The organism is Mesorhizobium newzealandense (assembly GCF_042682145.1).
Lineage (GTDB): Bacteria > Pseudomonadota > Alphaproteobacteria > Rhizobiales > Rhizobiaceae > Mesorhizobium > Mesorhizobium newzealandense.
The window spans coordinates 1-18231 of sequence record NZ_JBHUGZ010000025.1; the positions used below are offsets into that span (position 1 = coordinate 1).

Here is an 18231-nt window from a genome sequence, read left to right on the forward strand (position 1 = left end):
CCGAGACGTTTGAGGGGTGCTGGACGGAGTGCGTTCGGCTCCAAGTTGGAGCACCCCTCATCCGACCGAGCTTCGCTCGGCCACTGCCTTGGGGCGAGCCACTGGTCTCGCCCCGTCCTTCGGACCCCACAAGGGGAGAAGGGAAGGCGGTGTGGCGGTGCAGGTTCGTCATCAAATCAATTCCCCGCCTGTTGCTGCGGCAGCAGATAGCCGGTCGTCGATCGGGCGGGCACCAGATAGCGCGCGGCGACGGCCTTGACCTCGTCGGCGGTGACCTTGCGGATGCGATCCGGCCATTGCTGGACGTCCTGGACGTTGCCGCCGGTGGCCAGCGTCGAGCCGTAGATGTTGGCCATGGAATCCTGCTTGTCGCGGGCAAAGATCATCGAGCGCACATAGCGGTCCTTGGCCTTTTCCAGTTCCTCTGACGTGACGCCGTCCCTAACGATGCGCGCCACCTCGGCATCGACCGCCGCTTCGACGTCGGCGAGCTTGGCGTCGCCGCGCGGTGCGCCATAGACGGTGAAATTGGTGTCGTCGAGCATGGTGCCCTGGAAATAGGCGCCGGCGTTGGACGCGATGCCTTGCTGGACGACGAGTGCCTGGTAGAGCCTGCTGCGGTTGCCGCCGCCGAGGATCTCCGCCAGCAGGTCGAGCGCTTCGGCCTCGCCCCGGCTTGCCCGAATGATAGGACGGCACCACCCATTGCGTGGAAAAGCTCGGCACACTGACGCGGGCGTCAGAAAGCGTGACCGTGCGTTTGGTGTTCTGCTCAGGCTCGACCGGGCGGATGCGCGGCGGCAAATCGGGGCCGCGCGCCACCTTGCCAAAGGTCTTCTCGGCCAGCGCCCGCACCGCATCCGGTTCGACATCGCCGGCCACGATCAGCACGGCGTTGTTGGGCCGGTAGTAATTGTCATAGAAGGCGGTGGCGTCAGTGCGGTTCAGCTGTTCCATCTCCTGCATCCAGCCGATGACCGGAATGCGATAGGGCTGGTTCTGCCATAGCGTCGCATCGACTTCCTCGTCCAGCACCGCCTCGGGATTGTTGTCGATGCGCGAGCGGCGCTCCTCGAGGATGACGTCGCGCTCGGTCTTGATGACATCGTCGGTGAGGATGAGGTTGCGCATGCGGTCGGCCTCGAAGCTCATCATCAACTCGAGCGCCGACGGCGCCACCGTCTCGTGGAAAGCGGTGTAGTCGTAGGAGGTGAAGGCGTTGTTGGAGCCGCCGATGTCGGAGATGGCGCGGTCGAACTCGCCGGCGGCATGGTGGGTCGTCGCCTTGAACATCAGATGCTCGAAGAAATGGGCGATGCCGGATTTGCCAGGCGGTTCGTCGGCGCTGCCGATCTTGTACCAGACCATGTGGGTGACGATCGGCGCCCGGTGGTCGGGGATAACGACGACCTCCATGCCGTTGTCGAGCAGGAAATCCGTCACCTTGAACGGCGTCGTGTTGGGTGACACGGAGCTGTCGGCCAGCACCGGGCCGGTCATGGTGAAAGCCAGCGACGTCGCCAGCAGCGTTCCACGCAGCCATTCAACTCTAGATGTCATCAATGGCTCCGATTTCCTGGCAGGACGATAGGCAAGGTGCTGGCGACAAGCAAAGTGAATTGTTCGTCATGTTGCCGGCAAAGGCGGCGGCAAAGAGGCCGGCCATGGATGCAGGGCGTATCAGGCGGCCTCGATGAAGCGGATGACGGTCTCGCCATAGTTGCGCTCGTCCAGCACGGAAAAGCCGGGACCTGGCTCGAAGGGCGCCACTGCCGCCTCCTCGACCACGCACAGCGCGCCGGGGCGCAGCCAGCCGCCGGCCCTGGCCGACTGCAGGGCGCGCTCGCCTAGGCCCTTGCCGTAGGGCGGATCGGCGAAGACAAGGCCGAACGGCGCCAGCGTGCCGGCTTCGCCAAGACCCGTGGCGTCGCGGCGAAAGATCTTGGTGCGGCCGGTCAGGCCGAACGCCTCGACATTGTCGCGGATCAGGCCACGTCCTTCGGCCGAATCCTCGATGAAGACACCGTAGGAGGCACCGCGCGACAGCGCTTCGAGGCCGAGAGCGCCGGTGCCGGCGAACAGGTCGAGCACGCGGGCGCCGTCCAGTTGCTCCGCGAAGCGATGCGCCAGCACGTTGAAGACGGCCTCGCGGGTGCGATCGGTCGTCGGACGGATGGCGCTGCTGCGGGGCGTCGCCAGGGGACGCCCGCGAAACTCGCCGCCGACAATCCTCATTATGATCCGGGCCTCATAATAATCCGGGCCTCATCTCGTCCTGGGGCCCTTGGGGCCGCTGCGCGGTCGCTCACCTCCACCGGCGCCGCCCGGACGCTCGCCACGCGGCTTGCCAAACGGCTTGGTGCCGGCCGGCTTGCCATAGGACGGCTTGAACGATGCCTTGCGCGCCTTGGCATCAGCCGCCTTGGCGGCATCGGCCTCTGCCCTGCCCTTGCCGATCGGCCGCGCGCCCGGTGCCATCCAGACATTGGCCTTGCGCTGGCCGGGCGGCTCGATCGGCCGCTGCTCGCGCTCGGATTTCTTGCCGCCGCCCGGCTTGCCGCCGAAGCCCCCACGGGGCTTGTCGCCAAAATTGCCGCGCGGTTTGTCGCCAAAGCTGCGTTCGGGCCGCGGACCGCGTTCGGCATAGCTCTTTTCCGGAGCGGCGCCCCTGTCGGGACTGGTCGACAATTTGCCCAGCGCCTCGTCACGGCTGCCTTCGCGGCGCTTGCGATTCTTGATCAGCCCGCCCTCGCCAATCGGTCGGCGCTCACCGTCTCGGGTGAATTTCGGCCGTTCCGGCTCCGGTTCGCGGATTTCAGTGCGCCGCACCGGCTTGTTGGAAAATGGCTTGGTGACCTCGGCATCGAAATTGGCGCCGGATTCCTCGACCAGGCGCTCGCCAAGCTGGTCACGCAGCACCCTGCCCTTGATCTCCAGGACATGGCCCTCGGCGAGGTCATCGAGCTGGAACGGCCCGTAGGAGATGCGGATCAGCCGCGTCACGTCGAGGCCAAGCGAACCGAGGATGTTCCTGACTTCGCGGTTCTTGCCTTCGCGCAGGCCGATGGTCAGCCAGGCATTGGTGCCCTGCTCGCGGTCGAGCGTCGCTTCAATGGCGCCGTAGAAAACGCCGTCGACGGCAATGCCTTCACGCAGGCCGGCAAGCGCGCTTTCCTCGACCTTGCCGTGGACGCGCACGCGGTAGCGGCGCAGCCAGCCGGTGGCCGGCAGTTCGAGCACGCGCGACAGGCCGCCATCATTCGTGAGCAGCAGCAGGCCTTCGGTGTTGATGTCGAGGCGGCCGATGGTCATCAGCCGCGGCAATTCAGCCGGCAGCACGTCGAAGACGGTCTTGCGGCCCTCGGGATCACGGTTGGTGGTGACGACGCCAGCCGGCTTGTGGAACAGGAACAGGCGTGTGCGCTCGATCGGCGGGATCTCCATGCCGTCGAGATGGATGATGTCGTCGGGCATGACATTGAAAGCCGGCGAGGTCAGCGCGCGACCATTGACCTTGACGCGGCCGGCGGCGATCAGCTCCTCGGCGTCGCGGCGCGAAGCAAGGCCGGCACGCGCCAGCCGCTTGGCGATGCGCTCGCCTGCCTCTTCCGTCACTTCCGCGGAACGCGGACGCGGCTTGAAGCCTGTGCCCGATGCCCCTTGCGGCCGATCACTGAAGTCGCGCTTGGGACGGTCGCCACCGAAGTCACGCTTGGGGCGATCTGCGAAATCGCGCTTGGGACGCTCAGCGAAATCACTCTGCGCGCGGCCAAAATCTCGCTTGGGACGGTCGAAACGCTTTTCGCCGCCCTCCGCTGCCGCCGCAACCGGACGATCGCCACGTGGCGCATAAGGTTTGCGCGGTCCTTCGCGCTTTTCATACGGCTTGCGCTCACCCTCGGCCGCCATTGGGCGGTCGCCGCGCGGTGCATAGGGCTTGCGCGGCCCTTCGCGCTTTTCATACGGCTTGCGCTCGCCTTCGGCGGCCATCGGGCGGTCGCTGCGCGGTGCGTAAGGCTTGCGCGGCCCTTCGCGCTTCTCATACGGCTTGCGCTCGCCTTCGACCGCCATCGGGCGGTCGCCGCGTGGCGCATAGGGCTTGCGCGGCCCTTCGCGCTTCTCAAAAGGCTTGCGCTCGCCTTCCGCCGCTATCGGGCGGTCGCCGCGCGGTGCGTAGGGCTTGCGTGGGCCCTCGCGCTTCTCAAAAGGCTTGCCTTCGGGACGCGGCCCCTTGCTGAATGGCTTGTCGCCGCCCTTGAAGTCGCGCTTCGGGCGCTCACCTTCGGCGGTCATCGGCCGGTCGCCGCGCGGCGCATACGGCTTCTTGGCGCCAAAGGACGGCTTGCCGCCTTTGCCGGCGGCGGCGTCGCGGCTGCGCGGTCCCGCGGCTTTCGAGCCGCTTCTGACCGGACCCTTTTTGGGTCGGAATTTCTTGTCGTTGTCGTCCATGTGGCCTTTGTCCGTTTGCGCTGCTACAGCGTGGCGCATCCTTTTGGGCGCGCAACGAACGCTGTAGCACTTTTGATTTGGCGCATGATCATTTCCGAAAACCGAGTCCGATTTTCGAAGTCATGCGCTCAATAACAGGATCACCGGAGTTTGTCAGGGAAAAGTGGACACCGGTTTTCCGGGAAGACAAACGAAAACCAAAAGCCCGTAGTGGCGAGGAGATAATCGGAATGGAGATCGCGTGAAGCGACCGGATTTCATGGCGCTGGCGCTGAAGGAGGCTGAAGCCGCCGCCTTGCGCGGCGAAGTGCCGGTCGGCGCGGTGATCGCCAGCGGCGGCACGGTCGTTGCCAGCGCCGGCAACCGCACCCGCGAGCTTGCCGACCCGACGGCGCATGCCGAGATGCTGGTCATCCGCGAAGCCTGCCGCAAGCTGTCCATCGAACGGCTCACTGGCCATGATCTCTATGTGACGCTGGAGCCTTGCGCCATGTGCGCCGGCGCCATTTCCTTCGCCAGGCTGCGCCGGCTCTATTTCGGCGCCGCCGACGACAAGGGCGGCGCGGTGGTCAATGGCGCGCGCTTCTTCGCCTTGCCGACCTGCCACCATGCGCCCGACATCTATCCGGGCATGGGCGAGACCGAAGCGGCCCTGCTGCTCAAAGGATTTTTCCGGGAGCGGCGCGACTGAGCCGGGCGCAACGCCCGACAGCGCAAAGCAACGAAGCGTAGCCCGTTTTTACAGCGACGGCAGCCAGTCGAACCAGCCGCCGCCCTTCTTGCCTTCCGCCTCTTTCTTCAGGCGGCGTTCCTTCTTGTACTCGTCCTCGCCAAGCTCGTTCTGCGGCGCGCTGTCGGCGGCGACGCGATACTGCACCGGCGGTTCGCTCAGATATTTGCGGGTGTTCGGGTCGCCCTGCTTGCTGTCGGCAAGACGGCGCTGAATCTCCGCGGCGCGGCCCTTGTCCGAATCCGCCGGAGACCAGCGTGGCGGGTGGCTCGAAGCGGAGTCTTCCATCGCCTTCTTCACCGAAGCCGGATCGGTCTGCACATCGTCGACGATCTCCGACTGGTAGCCCGGGTCATTCTGGTGGGCAGACGCGTCGGCACGCAGGCGGGCGCGGCGCTGCTCCGGTGATTCGGGCCATTCGGCGCTGGCCGTCTCGATGCTGTCCTGGGGCGCCGGCAGCGCTTCCTTCTGGCCTGGCGCCGGCTTGACCAGCGTCGGACGCGGCTTGTAGTCGATCTGTTCCTTGCGCTTGGGCGCGAACGAAAAGGCACCGGAAATATCGCCGGCCAGCTGTTCGCCGGCGGTCTTGTCGGTGCCATAGGTCGGAGAGCCCATGCAGCCGGACAAGGCCAAGCCCGATGCGACAAGCGGCGCCAGCAGCGCAAGGCGCGCGTTATATCTCTCGGTCATGCCAAAAAGTCCCACTCTAGACAGCCTCTCGATTGCCACCGGCCTTATGTCCGGTCCCCATCATCCAAGCTCTTGCGACGGAAATCCGGCGACAATTTGTCTTCCGGAGTTTCGCGTGTTTACCTCAACCACTCGTTAAGGGCAACGCGCGGGTGGTTTTCGCCCGCCCGGCGTGGCATTTGTGCACCGATAGTGCCTTTCCGGTCGGCCGGCCTGTCAAAGCCGACCAAGCGCCTTCAACTCATGCAGTACCGCCGCATCGCGCGCCGAAACGTCGGGAAACGCAGCGTCCTGTCCGACATCGGCGGTGTAGCGCCAGGAACGTGCGCATTTCACCAGGCCGCGCTCCCCGGCCTTCTCGACCACCACGGCGACACCCCTGACGTCGTCGAGCGTGAAGGCGCCGGCCGGCGCCTCGCCATGGGCGATGACCAGATCGCTGGTGATCGCCATCTCGGCCATGTCGACATCGGATATCGCCGCTTCGAGCGCTGCATCGTTTATGGTGACGACCGGCACCGCTTCCAGCGACGAACCGATCACCTTCTGAGCGCGTGCGATCTCCAGCGCGCCGGTGACGACGCGTCGCACCTGCCGCACCTTGCGCCACTTTTCCGCCAGCGCCTCGTTCTTCCAGTCCGCCGGGATTTGCGGAAACTGGTCGAGATGCACCGAGACGGCGTCGGGATGACGGTCGAGCCAGGCCTCTTCCATGGTGAAGGGCAGCATCGGCGCCAGCCATTTCACCAGGCAGTCGAAGAGATGGCGCACCACCTGCACCGAGGCCTTGCGCTTCACGCTCGACGGCGCGTCGCAGTAGAGGGCATCCTTGCGGATGTCGAAATAGAAGGCCGACAGTTCCACCACCATGAAATCGAGCAGCATGCGGGTGATGCGCTTGAACTCGAAGGCGTCGTAACCCGAGCGCACGACGTCATCCAACTCGGCCAGCCGGTGCAGCATCAGCCGCTCCAGCTCCGGCATCTTGTCCAGCGGCACCTCTTCGCCATCGTCATGGGCAAGCGTGCCCAGCATCCAGCGGATGGTGTTGCGCAACTTGCGATAGGCGTCGATATTGGTCTGCAGCACGTTCTTGCCGAGCCGCTGGTCTTCCCAATAGTCCGTCGTCACCACCCACAGACGCAGGATGTCGGCGCCCGACTGCTTGATGACGTCCTGCGGCACGACGGTGTTGCCGAGTGACTTCGACATCTTGCGGCCGTCTTCGTCCATGGTGAAGCCATGGGTGACGACGGTGTCGTAGGGCGCCCTGCCCCTTGTGCCGCAGCTTTCGAGCAGCGAGGAGTGGAACCAGCCGCGGTGCTGGTCGGAGCCTTCGAGATAGACGTCGGCCGGCCATTTCAGATCCGGACGATCCTCCAGCGTGAAGGCGTGCGTCGAGCCCGAATCGAACCAGACGTCGAGGATGTCCATCACCTGCTTCCACTTGGATGCATCGTGATTGCCGAGGAAGCGTTCCTTGGCGCCGGCGGCGAACCAGGCGTCGGCGCCCTCCATCTCGAAGGCGTCCATGATGCGCTGGTTGACCGCCTCGTCCTTCAGCACATTGCCGTCGGCATCGGCAAAGACGGCGATCGGCACGCCCCAGGCGCGCTGGCGAGACAGCACCCAGTCAGGGCGCTCCTCGATCATGGCGCGGATACGGTTCTGGCCGGCGGCAGGCACGAAACGGGTGTCGTCGATCGCTTTCAGCGCGCGGCTGCGCAACGTCGAACCGTCGCCGAGGTCCTTGTCCATGTAGACAAACCACTGCGGCGTGTTGCGGAAGATGATCGGTTTTTTGGACCGCCAGGAATGCGGGTAGCTATGCTTCAGGCGGCCTCGCGCGAACAGCGCGTTGCGCTTGATCAACTCGTCGATCACAGCCTGGTTGGCGTTGCCCTTCTTGCCGTTATCGTCGATGACGCGTGCGGCTCCGCCCTCGCGATCCGGTCCTAAGCCCGGCGCGTCCTTGGTGAAGAAGCCGCCATCGTCGACGGTGAACGGGATGGCGCTGTCGATGCCGCGGGCGCGCAGATCCGCCGCCGCATCCGTCCAGGCATCAAAGTCCTCGCGGCCGTGGCCGGGCGCGGTGTGGACGAAGCCGGTGCCGGCATCGTCGGTGACGTGATCGCCGGCGAGCATCGGCACGGGGAACTCATAGCCACCGCCAAAGCCCTTGAACGGGTGCGAAAGCGTAAGACTTCCAAGCTCTTGCGCCGAAACACTGCGAATCCGATTCAAGGTGACCTTGGCCTTGGCAGAGGATTCGTCGGCCAGCGCATCGGCGAAGATCAGCTTTTCGCCCGGCTGCGGGCCGAACGCGTTCTCGGCCGCCGTCACCTCGTAGAGGCCATAGCCGATGCGTGGCGAGTAGTTGACCGCGCGGTTGCCCGGGATCGTCCACGGCGTCGTCGTCCAGATGACGACGTGCGCCTGCAGCAGGTCCAGCGCCCCCTCTGTCAGTTTGGTCTCGCCATCATCGACAGGCCGCACCAGGCTGACGATAGGAAACTTCACCCAGATCGTGTCGGACTCATAGTCCTGGTACTCGACCTCGGCCTCGGCAAGTGCCGTGCGCTCGACGACGCTCCACATCACCGGCTTGGAGCCGCGATAGAGCTGGCCCGACATGGCGAACTTCAGCAGTTCGCCGGCGATGCGTGCCTCGGCATGGAAAGCCATCGTCGTATAGGGATTCTTGAAGTCGCCGATGACGCCGAGCCGCTGGAACTCGCTGCCCTGCACCGTGATCCAGTGCGCGGCGAACTCGCGGCATTCCTTGCGGAACTCGTTGACCGGAACCTCGTCCTTGTTCTTGCCCTTGGCGCGATACTGCTCCTCGATCTTCCATTCGATCGGCAGACCGTGGCAGTCCCAGCCCGGCACGTAGTTGGAGTCATAGCCACGCATCTGGAACGAGCGGGTGATGACGTCCTTGAGGATCTTGTTCAGCGCATGGCCGATATGGATATTGCCGTTGGCGTAGGGCGGGCCGTCGTGCAGCACGTATTTGGCGCGGCCGGCCGCGCTCTCGCGCAGCTTGCGGTAAAGGTCCATGTCCTGCCAGCGCTGGACCAGCAGCGGCTCCTTCTCGGGCAAGCCGGCGCGCATCGGAAAATCCGTCTGCGGCAAATAAAGCGTTTTGGAATAGTCGATTGTCTGGTCGGTCATCGGTCTGCCATGTGCATTGCCCGGCGGCGAAGGGCTCGGGCGTTGAACTATCATGATTTGGAAAAAGCGCGAGAGGCCGCGCGCAAGATTCCCGGCGGCTCCGGCGGCGCTCAGGCCGCCCGGAACACCGGGCCAGTAATTCGTATCGTCAGCGCGTGAAGGCGCGAAAAGCTCGTCATTGGTGGGCTTTTAGCGGAGATAGGCGCAGGAATAAAGCGTCTCTCGTTCGATTCCGCTACATCGTGAAGTCGAAGCGGTAGCTGGTCGACACGCCGATCATGAACTGGTTGCGGTCGCCGCGCTCCCTGACCAGGCTGGAATCGGCCGCCGGTCCCATCAGGCGCGAATATTCGCCGAACAGGCTGGCGGTCATCGGTTCGGTCACCTTCCAGGTTATGGCTCCGCCGAGGCCAGTCGATTTCAGGCCGCCACCGGGATGATATTCGCTGAGGCCCGAGGCGACGGCCTCCTGCGCGTCGACGCCATAATAGGCGTCAAAGTAGTCGGCCGAGGCGAATGAAACGCGCGGCCCGCCCGAAATCCGGACAGTTGGCGTAATGTCATAGAACGCGTCGGCGGCGATGTCGGCGACAAAGCCGTTGTGGGCACGAATGCCGTGGCGCAGTTCGGCACGGGCGCGCAGCCAATCGGTCGGATAGAATTCGAAGAAGCCGCCGACCTCCCCGCCCCAGCGAACCGGATCGAGGCCCTTCAGTTCATCGGCATTGCCATCGTCACGGGAAAACAGGAACTTGCCGGTCAGACCGGCGCGAACGCCGCCATCGTCGACCAGCGCCAGCGAGATGTTGTCGTTGCGCGAGGTGAAACGGGCCGCCGGTCCGGCCTTGCCCAGCGAGATGATCGGCGAGGCGCTGAGCAGGTACTTCTTGCCGCCCTCGAAATTCGGCGCCACCATGCCGGTGGCACCAACGGTCAGATACCAGTCGCCGGACAGCCAGCTGCCCTCGCCCGCATTGGCGGCACCCGCGCCGCCCAGCAGCGCAGCGGCCAACACCACAGAGATTTTCCCGACCGGACTCATGGCCACTCCACTAACACAAACGCGTACGGTTACCGATGAAAGCTTTGACGGTGGTTTGGTAAAATTTGGTTTAAGCGCGAGACATCCGATTGTGGTTATCCCGCCGTGGTCGTCGGCTGGACGTTGGCAGGCGCCGGGACTAACCTCCACCTGGCAGTATCCCGCAGCCCTTTATGGAGACCGCGACAATGACCCTGCACGGCGACGCCTTGAAAACCGCGATCGAACAGACTCGGACAAAATGGGGATGGTTCGTCGCGCTCGGCGTGCTGCTGCTCATCTTCGGCGGCATTGCCTTTGGCAATCTGTTCGTCGCCACCGTGGCTTCGGTCTATGTCGTGGGATGGCTGATGTTGATGGCCGGCGTCATCGAGATCGTGCATGCCTTCGGCGTCAAGACCTGGAGCCGCTTCTTCTACTGGCTGCTCAGTGGGCTGCTCTATGCCGTCGCCGGATTTTTCGCCTTCGACAATCCGCTGCTTGCCTCGGCGGTGTTGACGTTCCTGCTGGCGATCGCCCTCGTAGCGTCCGGCGTGCTCCGGGCCTGGGTCGGCTACAGCCACCGGCCCGAACGCGGCTGGGGCTGGATCGTCGCGGCCGGTGTCATCAGCGCGCTTGCCGGTCTGATCATCGCCATGGGCTGGCCGGTCAACAGCCTGTGGGTGCTCGGATTGTTTCTGGCGATCGACCTGATCTTCCAGGGCTGGACCTTCATCGCCGTCGGCCTGGCACTGAAAAAGTAGAGCCTTGCCTGAGCATGACCTTGTCCGAAGGTCAGCCAAGCAAGCGCAGGAAACCGCCATTTGCAGGCCGGCCTCACCTGAATGTCGACAGACCCTAGAACGCCATGGCCGCGTCGAGGTCGGACAGCGGCCTGACGCCGGCAAGCACCGCACGTGCCTCGGCTTCGTCGCGCTTCATCTGCGCGACCAGCGCGTCGAGCCCTTCGAACTTCACCTCGGGGCGCAGGAAACCGAAGAAGGAAACCTGGCAGACCTCGCCATAAAGGTCGCCCGAGAAATCAAAGACAAAGGTTTCCAGCAGCGGCGCGCCATTGTCGTCGACGGTCGGGCGGCGGCCGAAGCTGGCGACACCATCGTGAAGCGTGCCGTCGGCGCGACGAAAGCGGACGGCATAGATGCCCTCTTTCAGGGCAGCTTCCCCCGAAAGCCTCATATTCGCGGTTGGAAAGCCAAGCGTGCGGCCGAGCTGCTGGCCGCCAACAACCTCGCTTTCGACGGTGAAGCGATAGCCGAGCAATCCGGCGGCCTCGGCCACCTCGCCCTCGCTCAGCAGACCGCGGATGCGGCTCGACGACACCACCTCGGCGCCCTCGTCACGAAAGGCGTCGACGAGCGTGACGCCGAAGCCGTGGCGCTCGCCGGCCGCCATCAGGTAGGCCGGGCCGCCTTGACGGTCCTTGCCGAAATGGAAATCGAACCCGGTCACGGCATGAGTAATGCCGAGGTTTCGCTCCAGCACATCGGTCACGAATGCTTCCGCCGATAGCGAGGCGAAGTCACGCGTGAACGGCTGCTCAACGAGCGCGGCAAAGCCCAGCAACGACAGCAGCCGCGCCTTCATCGGCGGCGGCGTCAGCACGAACAACGGCATATCCGGCCTGAAGACCTTCCGCGGATGCGGTTCGAAAGTCAGCACCAGGGCCGGCACTCCGCGCCGCCCGGCTTCGGCCAGGGCCCGCTCGAGCACCGCCTGATGACCGCGATGGACGCCGTCGAAATTGCCGATCGCCACCACGCCGCCACGCAAATCGGCGGGCAGCGGCGCAGTTGCCAAAATGTGCTGGAAGGCTGCCATCGTCACCTACCGCAGTCTGGGAATGACAGCCACCGGACGATACCCATGCTTTTCCAGGAAGGTCGCCAGCCTTCCCGGATCCGGTTGCAATGCATCGCCATAGTCGCGTGCATGGATGCCGCCGGACACATAGAGAACGTCGAAACCATTGTCGACCGCGCCCTTCACGTCGGTCATCATGCCGTCGCCGATGGCCAGCACCTGCGAACGCTCGGTCGGCCGGCCAAGGATCTCCGCAACCTCCTTCATCGCGACGTTGTAGATCGGCGTGTGGGGTTTTCCGGCGACCAGTGTGCGGCCGCCGAGCTGGGCATAGTCGCGTGCCAGCGCGCCGGCACACCAGATGATGCGTTCGCCGCGCTCGACCACGATATCGGGATTTGCACAGATGAAGGGCAAATTCCTTGCGCGCAAGCGCCGCAGAAGCTCCGTGTAGTCCTCGGGCTTCTCGACCTCGTCATCGAACAGACCGGTGCAGACGACGCCGGACGCCTCGAACTCCTCGACGAGCTCGACGTCGAGACCGTCATAGAGCGTGAAATCGCGGTCGGCACCGATATGGAAAATCTTGCGCGGGCCCTCGGCGATCAGGTCGCGGGTCACATCGCCTGATGTGACGACACGGTCGTAGGCTGATGGCGGAACGCCGATCGCGTTCATCTGCGCCACGACATCGGCACTTCTACGCGGCGAATTGGTGATCAGGACGACGGGGATTTCTGCCTCTCGAGCCCTCGCCAGCGCCGAGGCCGCGACAGGAAAGTGACTCTCGCCATTGTGCACCACACCCCAGACATCGCAAAGGATTGCCGAATAGGCCTTCGACACGTCTTCGAGCGAGCCGATGATTTCAGGCGAATCCGCCATGCCGTTTCCTTCAGTCATGATCATTGCGAGCACCGCGGCCGACGGTTCGCCGCAGCCGGTTCGGATTAGCCGAACCGCTCCGGCCTGTCACCAGCTTTCGCCGGACACCCAGATATCGTCAGCTTCGCCGGATTGGTTAGCGGTTGGTGAAGCGCGGACCGAGCAATCGAGCGGTTTCCCAAACCCGTCCTTCAGCGTTTTGTGGAAAGTTGGCGTTTGATCAGGAATCCGCCGGCGGGGGCCGCACCAAGACATGCATGAACTCTGGCGTCGGTTCTGCCGCGACAAACGCGGCAACTATGCTTTTATGACGGTCGCTGCCATGGTTCCGCTGATGGGCGGCCTGGCGATGGCGGTCGACTTCACCGAGATGAACCGTCAAAAACAGACGGTGTCGAATGCGCTCGACGCCGCCAACTTCGCCACGGCGCGACGGCTGACGGAAGGTGCGACCGACGACCAGTTGAAAGCCTATGCGCTCAACTTCTTCAACGCCAATCTCAACAACGTCGACCCCGCCAACACGACGCTCAATGTCACCTTGCCGAGCAACACCAGCGGCGGCGGCTTGCTCAAGATGAGCGCGCGGCTTGACTACAAGCCCTATTTCTATCCGGTCTTCGGACAGCTCATCGGCAAATCCCAAACCGACGCGAACCAAAAGATCAGCTTCAACGTCAGCTCCGAAGTGCGGCTGAAGAACACTCTGGAAGTTGCCCTGGTGCTCGATAATTCCGGATCGATGACCAAGACCGGAACGGGCTCCGGACAAAAGCGCATCGATCTCCTCAAAAGTGCGGCCAAACAGCTGGTCGACACGCTGGCCCAGCAAGCTGCAATGATCAATCAGGTCGACAAGCCGGTACAGTTCGGCCTCGTGCCGTTTGCCGCATCGGTCAATGTCGGTCCCGGCAACGGCAACGCATCCTGGATGGACACCGAAGGCCTGTCGCCGGTATCGAATGAGAATTTCGACTGGTCGACGCTGAACACGGCCGACAAATACGCCCAGCAGACCAGCGGCATCTGGTACAAGCGCGGCTCCGGATGGGGTGCCGATGAAGGCCAGATGCTGACCCGGTTTTCGCTCTATCGCGACATGAAGGTCGTCACCAACCACGAGCGTGTCACCAACAGCAAGCGCGTGGTGTGCGACGAATACTACTCGAACAACACCTGCAAACGAAACCACGACGAGTACGACTACATCGATTCCTATGGCCCTTTCGCCAGTTGGCAGGGCTGTGTCGAGGCCCGGCCCTACCCCTACAATGTCAACGACGCGCCGCCGTCCGGCGGCTCGGCGAACACCGGCATAGGGGTCGGCGATCCGGCGACGATGTTCGTGCCGATGTTCGCCCCGGACGAACCCGGCAATCATTGGAAGCTCACCCAGGATCCCGATGAGGCTACGCCGACAACCTATGGCGCCGTGAACAGCTGGTGGAATGACGACCCGACGAGCAGCACCGGCCAATCCCGGCTGCGCAACATGAGCAAGTACTATATGCCCCGGCCGATGAGTGCACCGGCGCTGCCGTCCGGCAATGGCCCGAACTACAGTTGCACCACCAACCCGATCACGCCACTGAGCGATGTCAGCGTCGATGCGGGGCTCACCTCGATCAAGGCCGCGATCGACCTGATGCAGCCGAATGGCGGCACCAATGTTCCCGAGGGCATGGCCTGGGGCTGGCGGGTGGTTTCGAGCGGCGAGCCGTTCACGCAAGGACGCCCGGAAACGGAGAGAGGCAACGACAAGGTCCTGATCGTGCTGACCGACGGCGCCAACACCTACTACACGCCTTCGTCGCTCAACTATTCCGATCCTGCCGACTCGAAATCGACCTATGCGTCCTACGGCTATCTCCAGCCCGGTTACAACGGCACTTCGGTCGGCCGCCTGTTTCTGGGCACATCGAGCGCCATTGGCCAGTTCGACTATTCGAACGGCAACTACACGAGCGCGCTCAACGAGCAGATGGCGACGCTTTGCAACAACGCCAAGGCAGCCAACATCATGGTGATGACGGTGGCGCTCGACCTGTCCACGACAAACACCAGCGATCAGGCGGCGATCGCGGCGCTGAAATCCTGCTCGTCGAACTCGCGCTTCCGCAAGGATCCGACGGACGCAACCAAGCCGGCCAAACTGTTCTGGAATGCCACCGGCGCCACCCTGTCGAACGATTTCAAGGAAATCGGCAACGAATTGTCGAACCTGCGCGTCGTCAGCTGATCCGAAGGCACTAAAGCGCGTCGCGTTTGAACGGATTCAGGCGACGCGCTTTAGGTCTTTGTTTTTATGCATGTCGTTCTCCCAAAACCGGGCCACTTTTGGGCGACATGCATTGGCAGCCCTCTGGCGCAACGGCTGGCGCCGCCATGCCCTTGCGCACGCCTGCCGGGACAGGCACATGTTGGCCGCTCGCGGGATCGTGCATCCATTTCGCGGTGCGAGGGGAACAACACATGCCCGAAACCGCCAATCATCTCGCCTTCGCGCTGGTCTGCCTTGGCATGGTGCTGACGCCCGGCCCCAACATGATCTACCTGATCTCGCGTTCCCTGTCGCAAGGGCCAAAGGCCGGGCTGATCTCACTTGGTGGCGTCGCGCTCGGCTTTGTCTTCTATGTGCTGGCGGCGGCATTCGGCATCACCGCGCTGCTGCTTGCCGTGCCCTATGCCTAAAGCACGATCGGCGCCAGCGGCCAGATCAGCCCATGGATGCGGATAGAGCTCACGCACCGCGACGCTGTCCATGTAGAGCGCCAGCACCAGTGCCGAGGAGAAGGCCGAAGCCATGCCGGCCTGGGCGACGATCTCCTGATCTTCGGTGCGATAGCCGCGGCCGGCAATGCGCTCGCCGGGTGGGGATGGCGGTGGTGCGCAGTTCGACGAAGCGCTTCACCAGCGCCAGCGACAGGAAGAAGAAGATCGAGAAGGCGAGTAACCAGAACGAGACGTCGACACCGGTCGCGGCCGCACCCGCCCAGGACGCGGATCGTGTAGAGGCCGGCAAGCGTCAGCACGTCGACCAGGAGCATGCGCTTGAACGACAGCGAATAGGCCGTCGTGACCACCATATAGCCGCCGAGCACCGCCAGGAATTCGAGCGATATCAGGGCGCCGGTGCCGATGCCGATCGCCAGAAGCACCGCGATCGCGCCAAAGCCCGAACGGGATCGACAGCGCACCGCTGGCGAACGGCCTGTTGCGCTTGGTGGCGTGCTTGCGGTCGAGCGCGAGATCGAAGAAATCGTTGAGGATGTAAATGGCCGACGCCACCGCGCTGAACGAGACGAACGCCACCAGGCATTGCCAGATCATGTTGGTGTTGAAATATTCATGCGAGAGCACCATCGGCACGGCGATCAGCGAGTTCTTCAGCCACTGATGCACGCGCAGCATCTTGACGACAGTCCGCAACGTCGGCTTCGGCACTGGCATCGCTTCGGCGCCATGTGCAGCCTGCCAGCGCGAGGCATGACGGTCGGGCGCCACGACGATTGCCGTGCGCGCCGCGTCGAAGACCGGGAGGTCATGGCGACTGTTGCCGGCATAGTCGAAGCCGCCATCGCCATAGGCCGCGATCAGTGAGGCGCGCTTCTTGCCGGAGGTGAGATTGTCGGGACCGTCTGTGGCCAGCACCTGGTCGAAAATGCCGAGATGGGCAGCGATGGCGTCGGCGAACTTGCGCGGCGTGCCGGTCGCCAGCACGATCTTGCGGCCCTCGGCGTGCTCGGTCCGGAGGCGGCGAAGCAGCACCTCGCGATAGGGCAGCGAGGCCGGATCGATGTCGATGCGTTGGGCGATCGCCTGTTTCAACCGGGCCGGCCCGCCAGCGGCCCAGAAAGGTATGAGGAAGATATAGAGCGGGTTCTTCTTGAGAAGGATGAACAGCCCTTCCCACAACAGGTCGGTCGCGAGCAGCGTGCCGTCGAGATCGACCGCAAGCGGTATTGCGTTCCTGTCCGACCGCGCGTCCATGTCTGTCCTGCCCTGCCAGCGTGTGATCCGGAAAACCGGAAAACTCGATGCGCGCCGCGTTTCGGCGTCTTGAAGCTGGTATAGCGGGGAACGGCATAGCGAACGTTAAAACGCCCGGTGTGGGCCGCTTCGTGCCGCGGTATTTCCCCTGTCATCGTTAAGCAGCAATGGCCGGAAACAATAAAAGGCCGGGCAAATGCCCGGCCTTTCCAGTCATGCCGTTGGAATTACTTGATGCGGGCGACGCCGCCCGAGATCTCAACCGTTTCCGAGCCGGTGAGAGCTTCGAGGTCGCCATTGGGCAAGGTGACGAAGCAGCCGTTCGGGCAGAATTCAACGGTTTCGCCAGCGGCCAGCGCAAGGTCAGATTTGCTGCCGCCCTCGGTCACGATCAGCGTGCGGGTCTCGGCGTCCTTGTTGACCGCGCTGGCGGCATGAGTCGAGCCGATGGCGGCGGCCAGGGCGACGGCAGCGACGAGAGACTTCCACATGTTGCAATATCGGTGTTCCCACCGCCTCTGTTGCATTTCGCAAGGCATTCTTGCCTTTGCATGGGAGCTTATATGAGATGGAAGCTGAACCGCAACTGAATGCCGCATTCATGCCGCAATTGGCTTTGGAGGGTTACGAGCGGGCGCTGCTGACTATCAGGACAACCTAGTCGGGATCTGGCTTGCGCACCTTGCGTCCCCGATTTGGCGAGCCGCTTCGCCGCTGCAGTGGCCTCCACCTTGGCCTCCTCCTGTTCAACGAAATCGGCCTCGATCTTGTCGTCGTCGGTCGGCCAGGCCTTGGGCTTGTGGACCTCGACGACGGCGCGCGGCGTCGAGGGAATCTCGATGTGCTCGCCGCTGAATTTCTCGAGCACGGCAAAAACGGATGTCGTTCTGCGCGATATTGCCGTTCATCACATCGGCCAGGAACACGCGGATCTCGAACTCGAGTGCGGCCGCGCCAAAATTGGAAAACAGAACGAAAGGTTCCGGGTTCTTCAGCACCAGCGGGTGGCTGCGGGCGATGTCCAGCAGGATGGCGTGAACCTGTTTGACGTCGCTGCCATAGGCGACGCCGACCTTGATGTCGACGCGGCCGAGCTTGTTGCGATGCGTCCAGTTGCCTACGGCATTGTTGATCAGGTTCGAATTGGGCAGGATCACCGACTGCCGCTGGAAGGTCTCGATCTCGGTGGCGCGCACGCTGATCTTCTTGACGGTACCGCTGACATCGCCGGCGACGATCCAGTCGCCGACTTTGAATGGCCGCTCGGCCAAAAAGGATCAGGCCGGAGACGAAATTGGACACCACATTCTGCAAGCCAAAGCCGATACCGAGGGAAAGAGCACCGGCAACCAGCGCAAGACTGGACAGGTCGATGCCCGCCGCCGATATGCCGACCAGTGCCGCCAGCGCGACACCGGCATAAACCGACCGCCAGCGATCGAGTTGCGCACTCCGGTATCGACCTTGCCGC

At 63.7% G+C, this 18231-nt stretch carries 11 protein-coding genes and 4 pseudogenes; 4 read left to right on the plus strand and 11 right to left on the minus strand.

Features of this window, described 5'->3' with window-relative positions:
- Positions 1-176 precede the first annotated feature (176 nt).
- The 3 genes and pseudogenes from ACFSOZ_RS31640 to ACFSOZ_RS31650 form a co-directional block, all read right to left on the minus strand.
- Positions 177-1560 (minus strand): annotated as a pseudogene (locus ACFSOZ_RS31640) (M16 family metallopeptidase).
- Positions 1561-1680: 120 nt separating this feature from the next.
- On the minus strand, positions 1681-2235 hold the full coding sequence (rsmD, locus tag ACFSOZ_RS31645) for a 16S rRNA (guanine(966)-N(2))-methyltransferase RsmD (RefSeq protein WP_379104648.1): 555 nt from the start codon (positions 2233-2235) through the stop codon (positions 1681-1683).
- A 30-nt stretch (positions 2236-2265) separates the two neighbouring features.
- A complete protein-coding gene (locus ACFSOZ_RS31650; protein ID WP_379104650.1) occupies positions 2266-4449 on the minus strand; it encodes a pseudouridine synthase in 2184 nt (727 codons plus the stop codon).
- A gap of 241 nt (positions 4450-4690) precedes the next feature.
- Between ACFSOZ_RS31650 and ACFSOZ_RS31655 the strand changes: the two genes are divergently transcribed.
- On the plus strand, positions 4691-5140 hold the full coding sequence (locus ACFSOZ_RS31655; RefSeq protein WP_379104652.1) for a nucleoside deaminase: 450 nt from the start codon (positions 4691-4693) through the stop codon (positions 5138-5140).
- 48 nt (positions 5141-5188) lie between these two features.
- On the opposite strand, the gene ACFSOZ_RS31660 is transcribed toward ACFSOZ_RS31655, so the two are convergent.
- The 3 genes from ACFSOZ_RS31660 to ACFSOZ_RS31670 all read right to left on the minus strand — a co-directional run bounded on the left by ACFSOZ_RS31660 (position 5189) and on the right by ACFSOZ_RS31670 (position 10085).
- Positions 5189-5869: a hypothetical protein gene (locus ACFSOZ_RS31660; RefSeq protein WP_379104654.1), complete on the minus strand. Its 681-nt coding sequence runs from the start codon at positions 5867-5869 to the stop codon at positions 5189-5191.
- 216 nt (positions 5870-6085) lie between these two features.
- Positions 6086-9043: an isoleucine--tRNA ligase gene (ileS, locus tag ACFSOZ_RS31665; protein ID WP_379104656.1), complete on the minus strand. Its 2958-nt coding sequence runs from the start codon at positions 9041-9043 to the stop codon at positions 6086-6088.
- 235 nt (positions 9044-9278) lie between these two features.
- On the minus strand, positions 9279-10085 hold the full coding sequence (locus ACFSOZ_RS31670) for a MipA/OmpV family protein (RefSeq protein WP_379104658.1): 807 nt from the start codon (positions 10083-10085) through the stop codon (positions 9279-9281).
- 188 nt (positions 10086-10273) lie between these two features.
- Here ACFSOZ_RS31670 and ACFSOZ_RS31675 point away from each other — a divergent pair, with 188 nt between their 5' ends.
- Positions 10274-10828: an HdeD family acid-resistance protein gene (locus tag ACFSOZ_RS31675; protein WP_379104660.1), complete on the plus strand. Its 555-nt coding sequence runs from the start codon at positions 10274-10276 to the stop codon at positions 10826-10828.
- 94 nt (positions 10829-10922) lie between these two features.
- Here the strand turns inward: ACFSOZ_RS31675 and ACFSOZ_RS31680 are convergent, their stop codons facing one another.
- Together ACFSOZ_RS31680 and ACFSOZ_RS31685 are read right to left on the minus strand one after the other, a co-directional pair.
- Positions 10923-11903, minus strand: coding sequence for a bifunctional riboflavin kinase/FAD synthetase (locus ACFSOZ_RS31680; RefSeq protein ID WP_379104662.1), 981 nt, complete (start codon positions 11901-11903; stop codon positions 10923-10925).
- Between the two features lie 6 nt (positions 11904-11909).
- Positions 11910-12770: a TIGR01459 family HAD-type hydrolase gene (locus ACFSOZ_RS31685; protein WP_379104664.1), complete on the minus strand. Its 861-nt coding sequence runs from the start codon at positions 12768-12770 to the stop codon at positions 11910-11912.
- Between the two features lie 253 nt (positions 12771-13023).
- Here ACFSOZ_RS31685 and ACFSOZ_RS31690 point away from each other — a divergent pair, with 253 nt between their 5' ends.
- On the plus strand, positions 13024-15009 hold the full coding sequence (locus ACFSOZ_RS31690; protein WP_379104666.1) for a TadE/TadG family type IV pilus assembly protein: 1986 nt from the start codon (positions 13024-13026) through the stop codon (positions 15007-15009).
- 233 nt (positions 15010-15242) lie between these two features.
- Positions 15243-15458, plus strand: a pseudogene (locus tag ACFSOZ_RS31695) (LysE family translocator); the annotation flags it as partial.
- A 2-nt stretch (positions 15459-15460) separates the two neighbouring features.
- Here the strand turns inward: ACFSOZ_RS31695 and ACFSOZ_RS31700 are convergent.
- From ACFSOZ_RS31700 to ACFSOZ_RS31710, 3 genes and pseudogenes are all read right to left on the minus strand, one after another.
- Positions 15461-16760: pseudogene (locus tag ACFSOZ_RS31700) on the minus strand (UbiA family prenyltransferase); the annotation flags it as partial.
- Between the two features lie 227 nt (positions 16761-16987).
- Positions 16988-17251 carry a hypothetical protein gene (locus ACFSOZ_RS31705; protein ID WP_167392187.1) on the minus strand — a complete coding sequence of 88 codons (264 nt, stop codon included), beginning with the start codon at positions 17249-17251 and terminating at the stop codon, positions 16988-16990.
- Between the two features lie 166 nt (positions 17252-17417).
- Positions 17418-18231 (minus strand): annotated as a pseudogene (locus ACFSOZ_RS31710) (mechanosensitive ion channel family protein); the annotation flags it as partial.

What these genes read in the sequence shown, in the direction of transcription:
- ACFSOZ_RS31675 (WP_379104660.1), top strand. Translation starts at nt 10,274, where the DNA reads ATGACCCTGCACGGCGACGCCTTGAAAACCGCGATCGAACAGACTCGG.
- ACFSOZ_RS31690 (WP_379104666.1), top strand. Translation starts at nt 13,024, where the DNA reads ATGCATGAACTCTGGCGTCGGTTCTGCCGCGACAAACGCGGCAACTAT.
- ACFSOZ_RS31680 (WP_379104662.1), bottom strand. Translation starts at nt 11,903, where the DNA reads ATGGCAGCCTTCCAGCACATTTTGGCAACTGCGCCGCTGCCCGCCGAT.
- ACFSOZ_RS31660 (WP_379104654.1), bottom strand. Translation starts at nt 5,869, where the DNA reads ATGACCGAGAGATATAACGCGCGCCTTGCGCTGCTGGCGCCGCTTGTC.
- ileS (WP_379104656.1), bottom strand. Translation starts at nt 9,043, where the DNA reads ATGACCGACCAGACAATCGACTATTCCAAAACGCTTTATTTGCCGCAG.
- ACFSOZ_RS31650 (WP_379104650.1), bottom strand. Translation starts at nt 4,449, where the DNA reads ATGGACGACAACGACAAGAAATTCCGACCCAAAAAGGGTCCGGTCAGA.
- rsmD (WP_379104648.1), bottom strand. Translation starts at nt 2,235, where the DNA reads ATGAGGATTGTCGGCGGCGAGTTTCGCGGGCGTCCCCTGGCGACGCCC.
- ACFSOZ_RS31705 (WP_167392187.1), bottom strand. Translation starts at nt 17,251, where the DNA reads ATGTGGAAGTCTCTCGTCGCTGCCGTCGCCCTGGCCGCCGCCATCGGC.
- ACFSOZ_RS31670 (WP_379104658.1), bottom strand. Translation starts at nt 10,085, where the DNA reads ATGAGTCCGGTCGGGAAAATCTCTGTGGTGTTGGCCGCTGCGCTGCTG.
- ACFSOZ_RS31685 (WP_379104664.1), bottom strand. Translation starts at nt 12,770, where the DNA reads ATGGCGGATTCGCCTGAAATCATCGGCTCGCTCGAAGACGTGTCGAAG.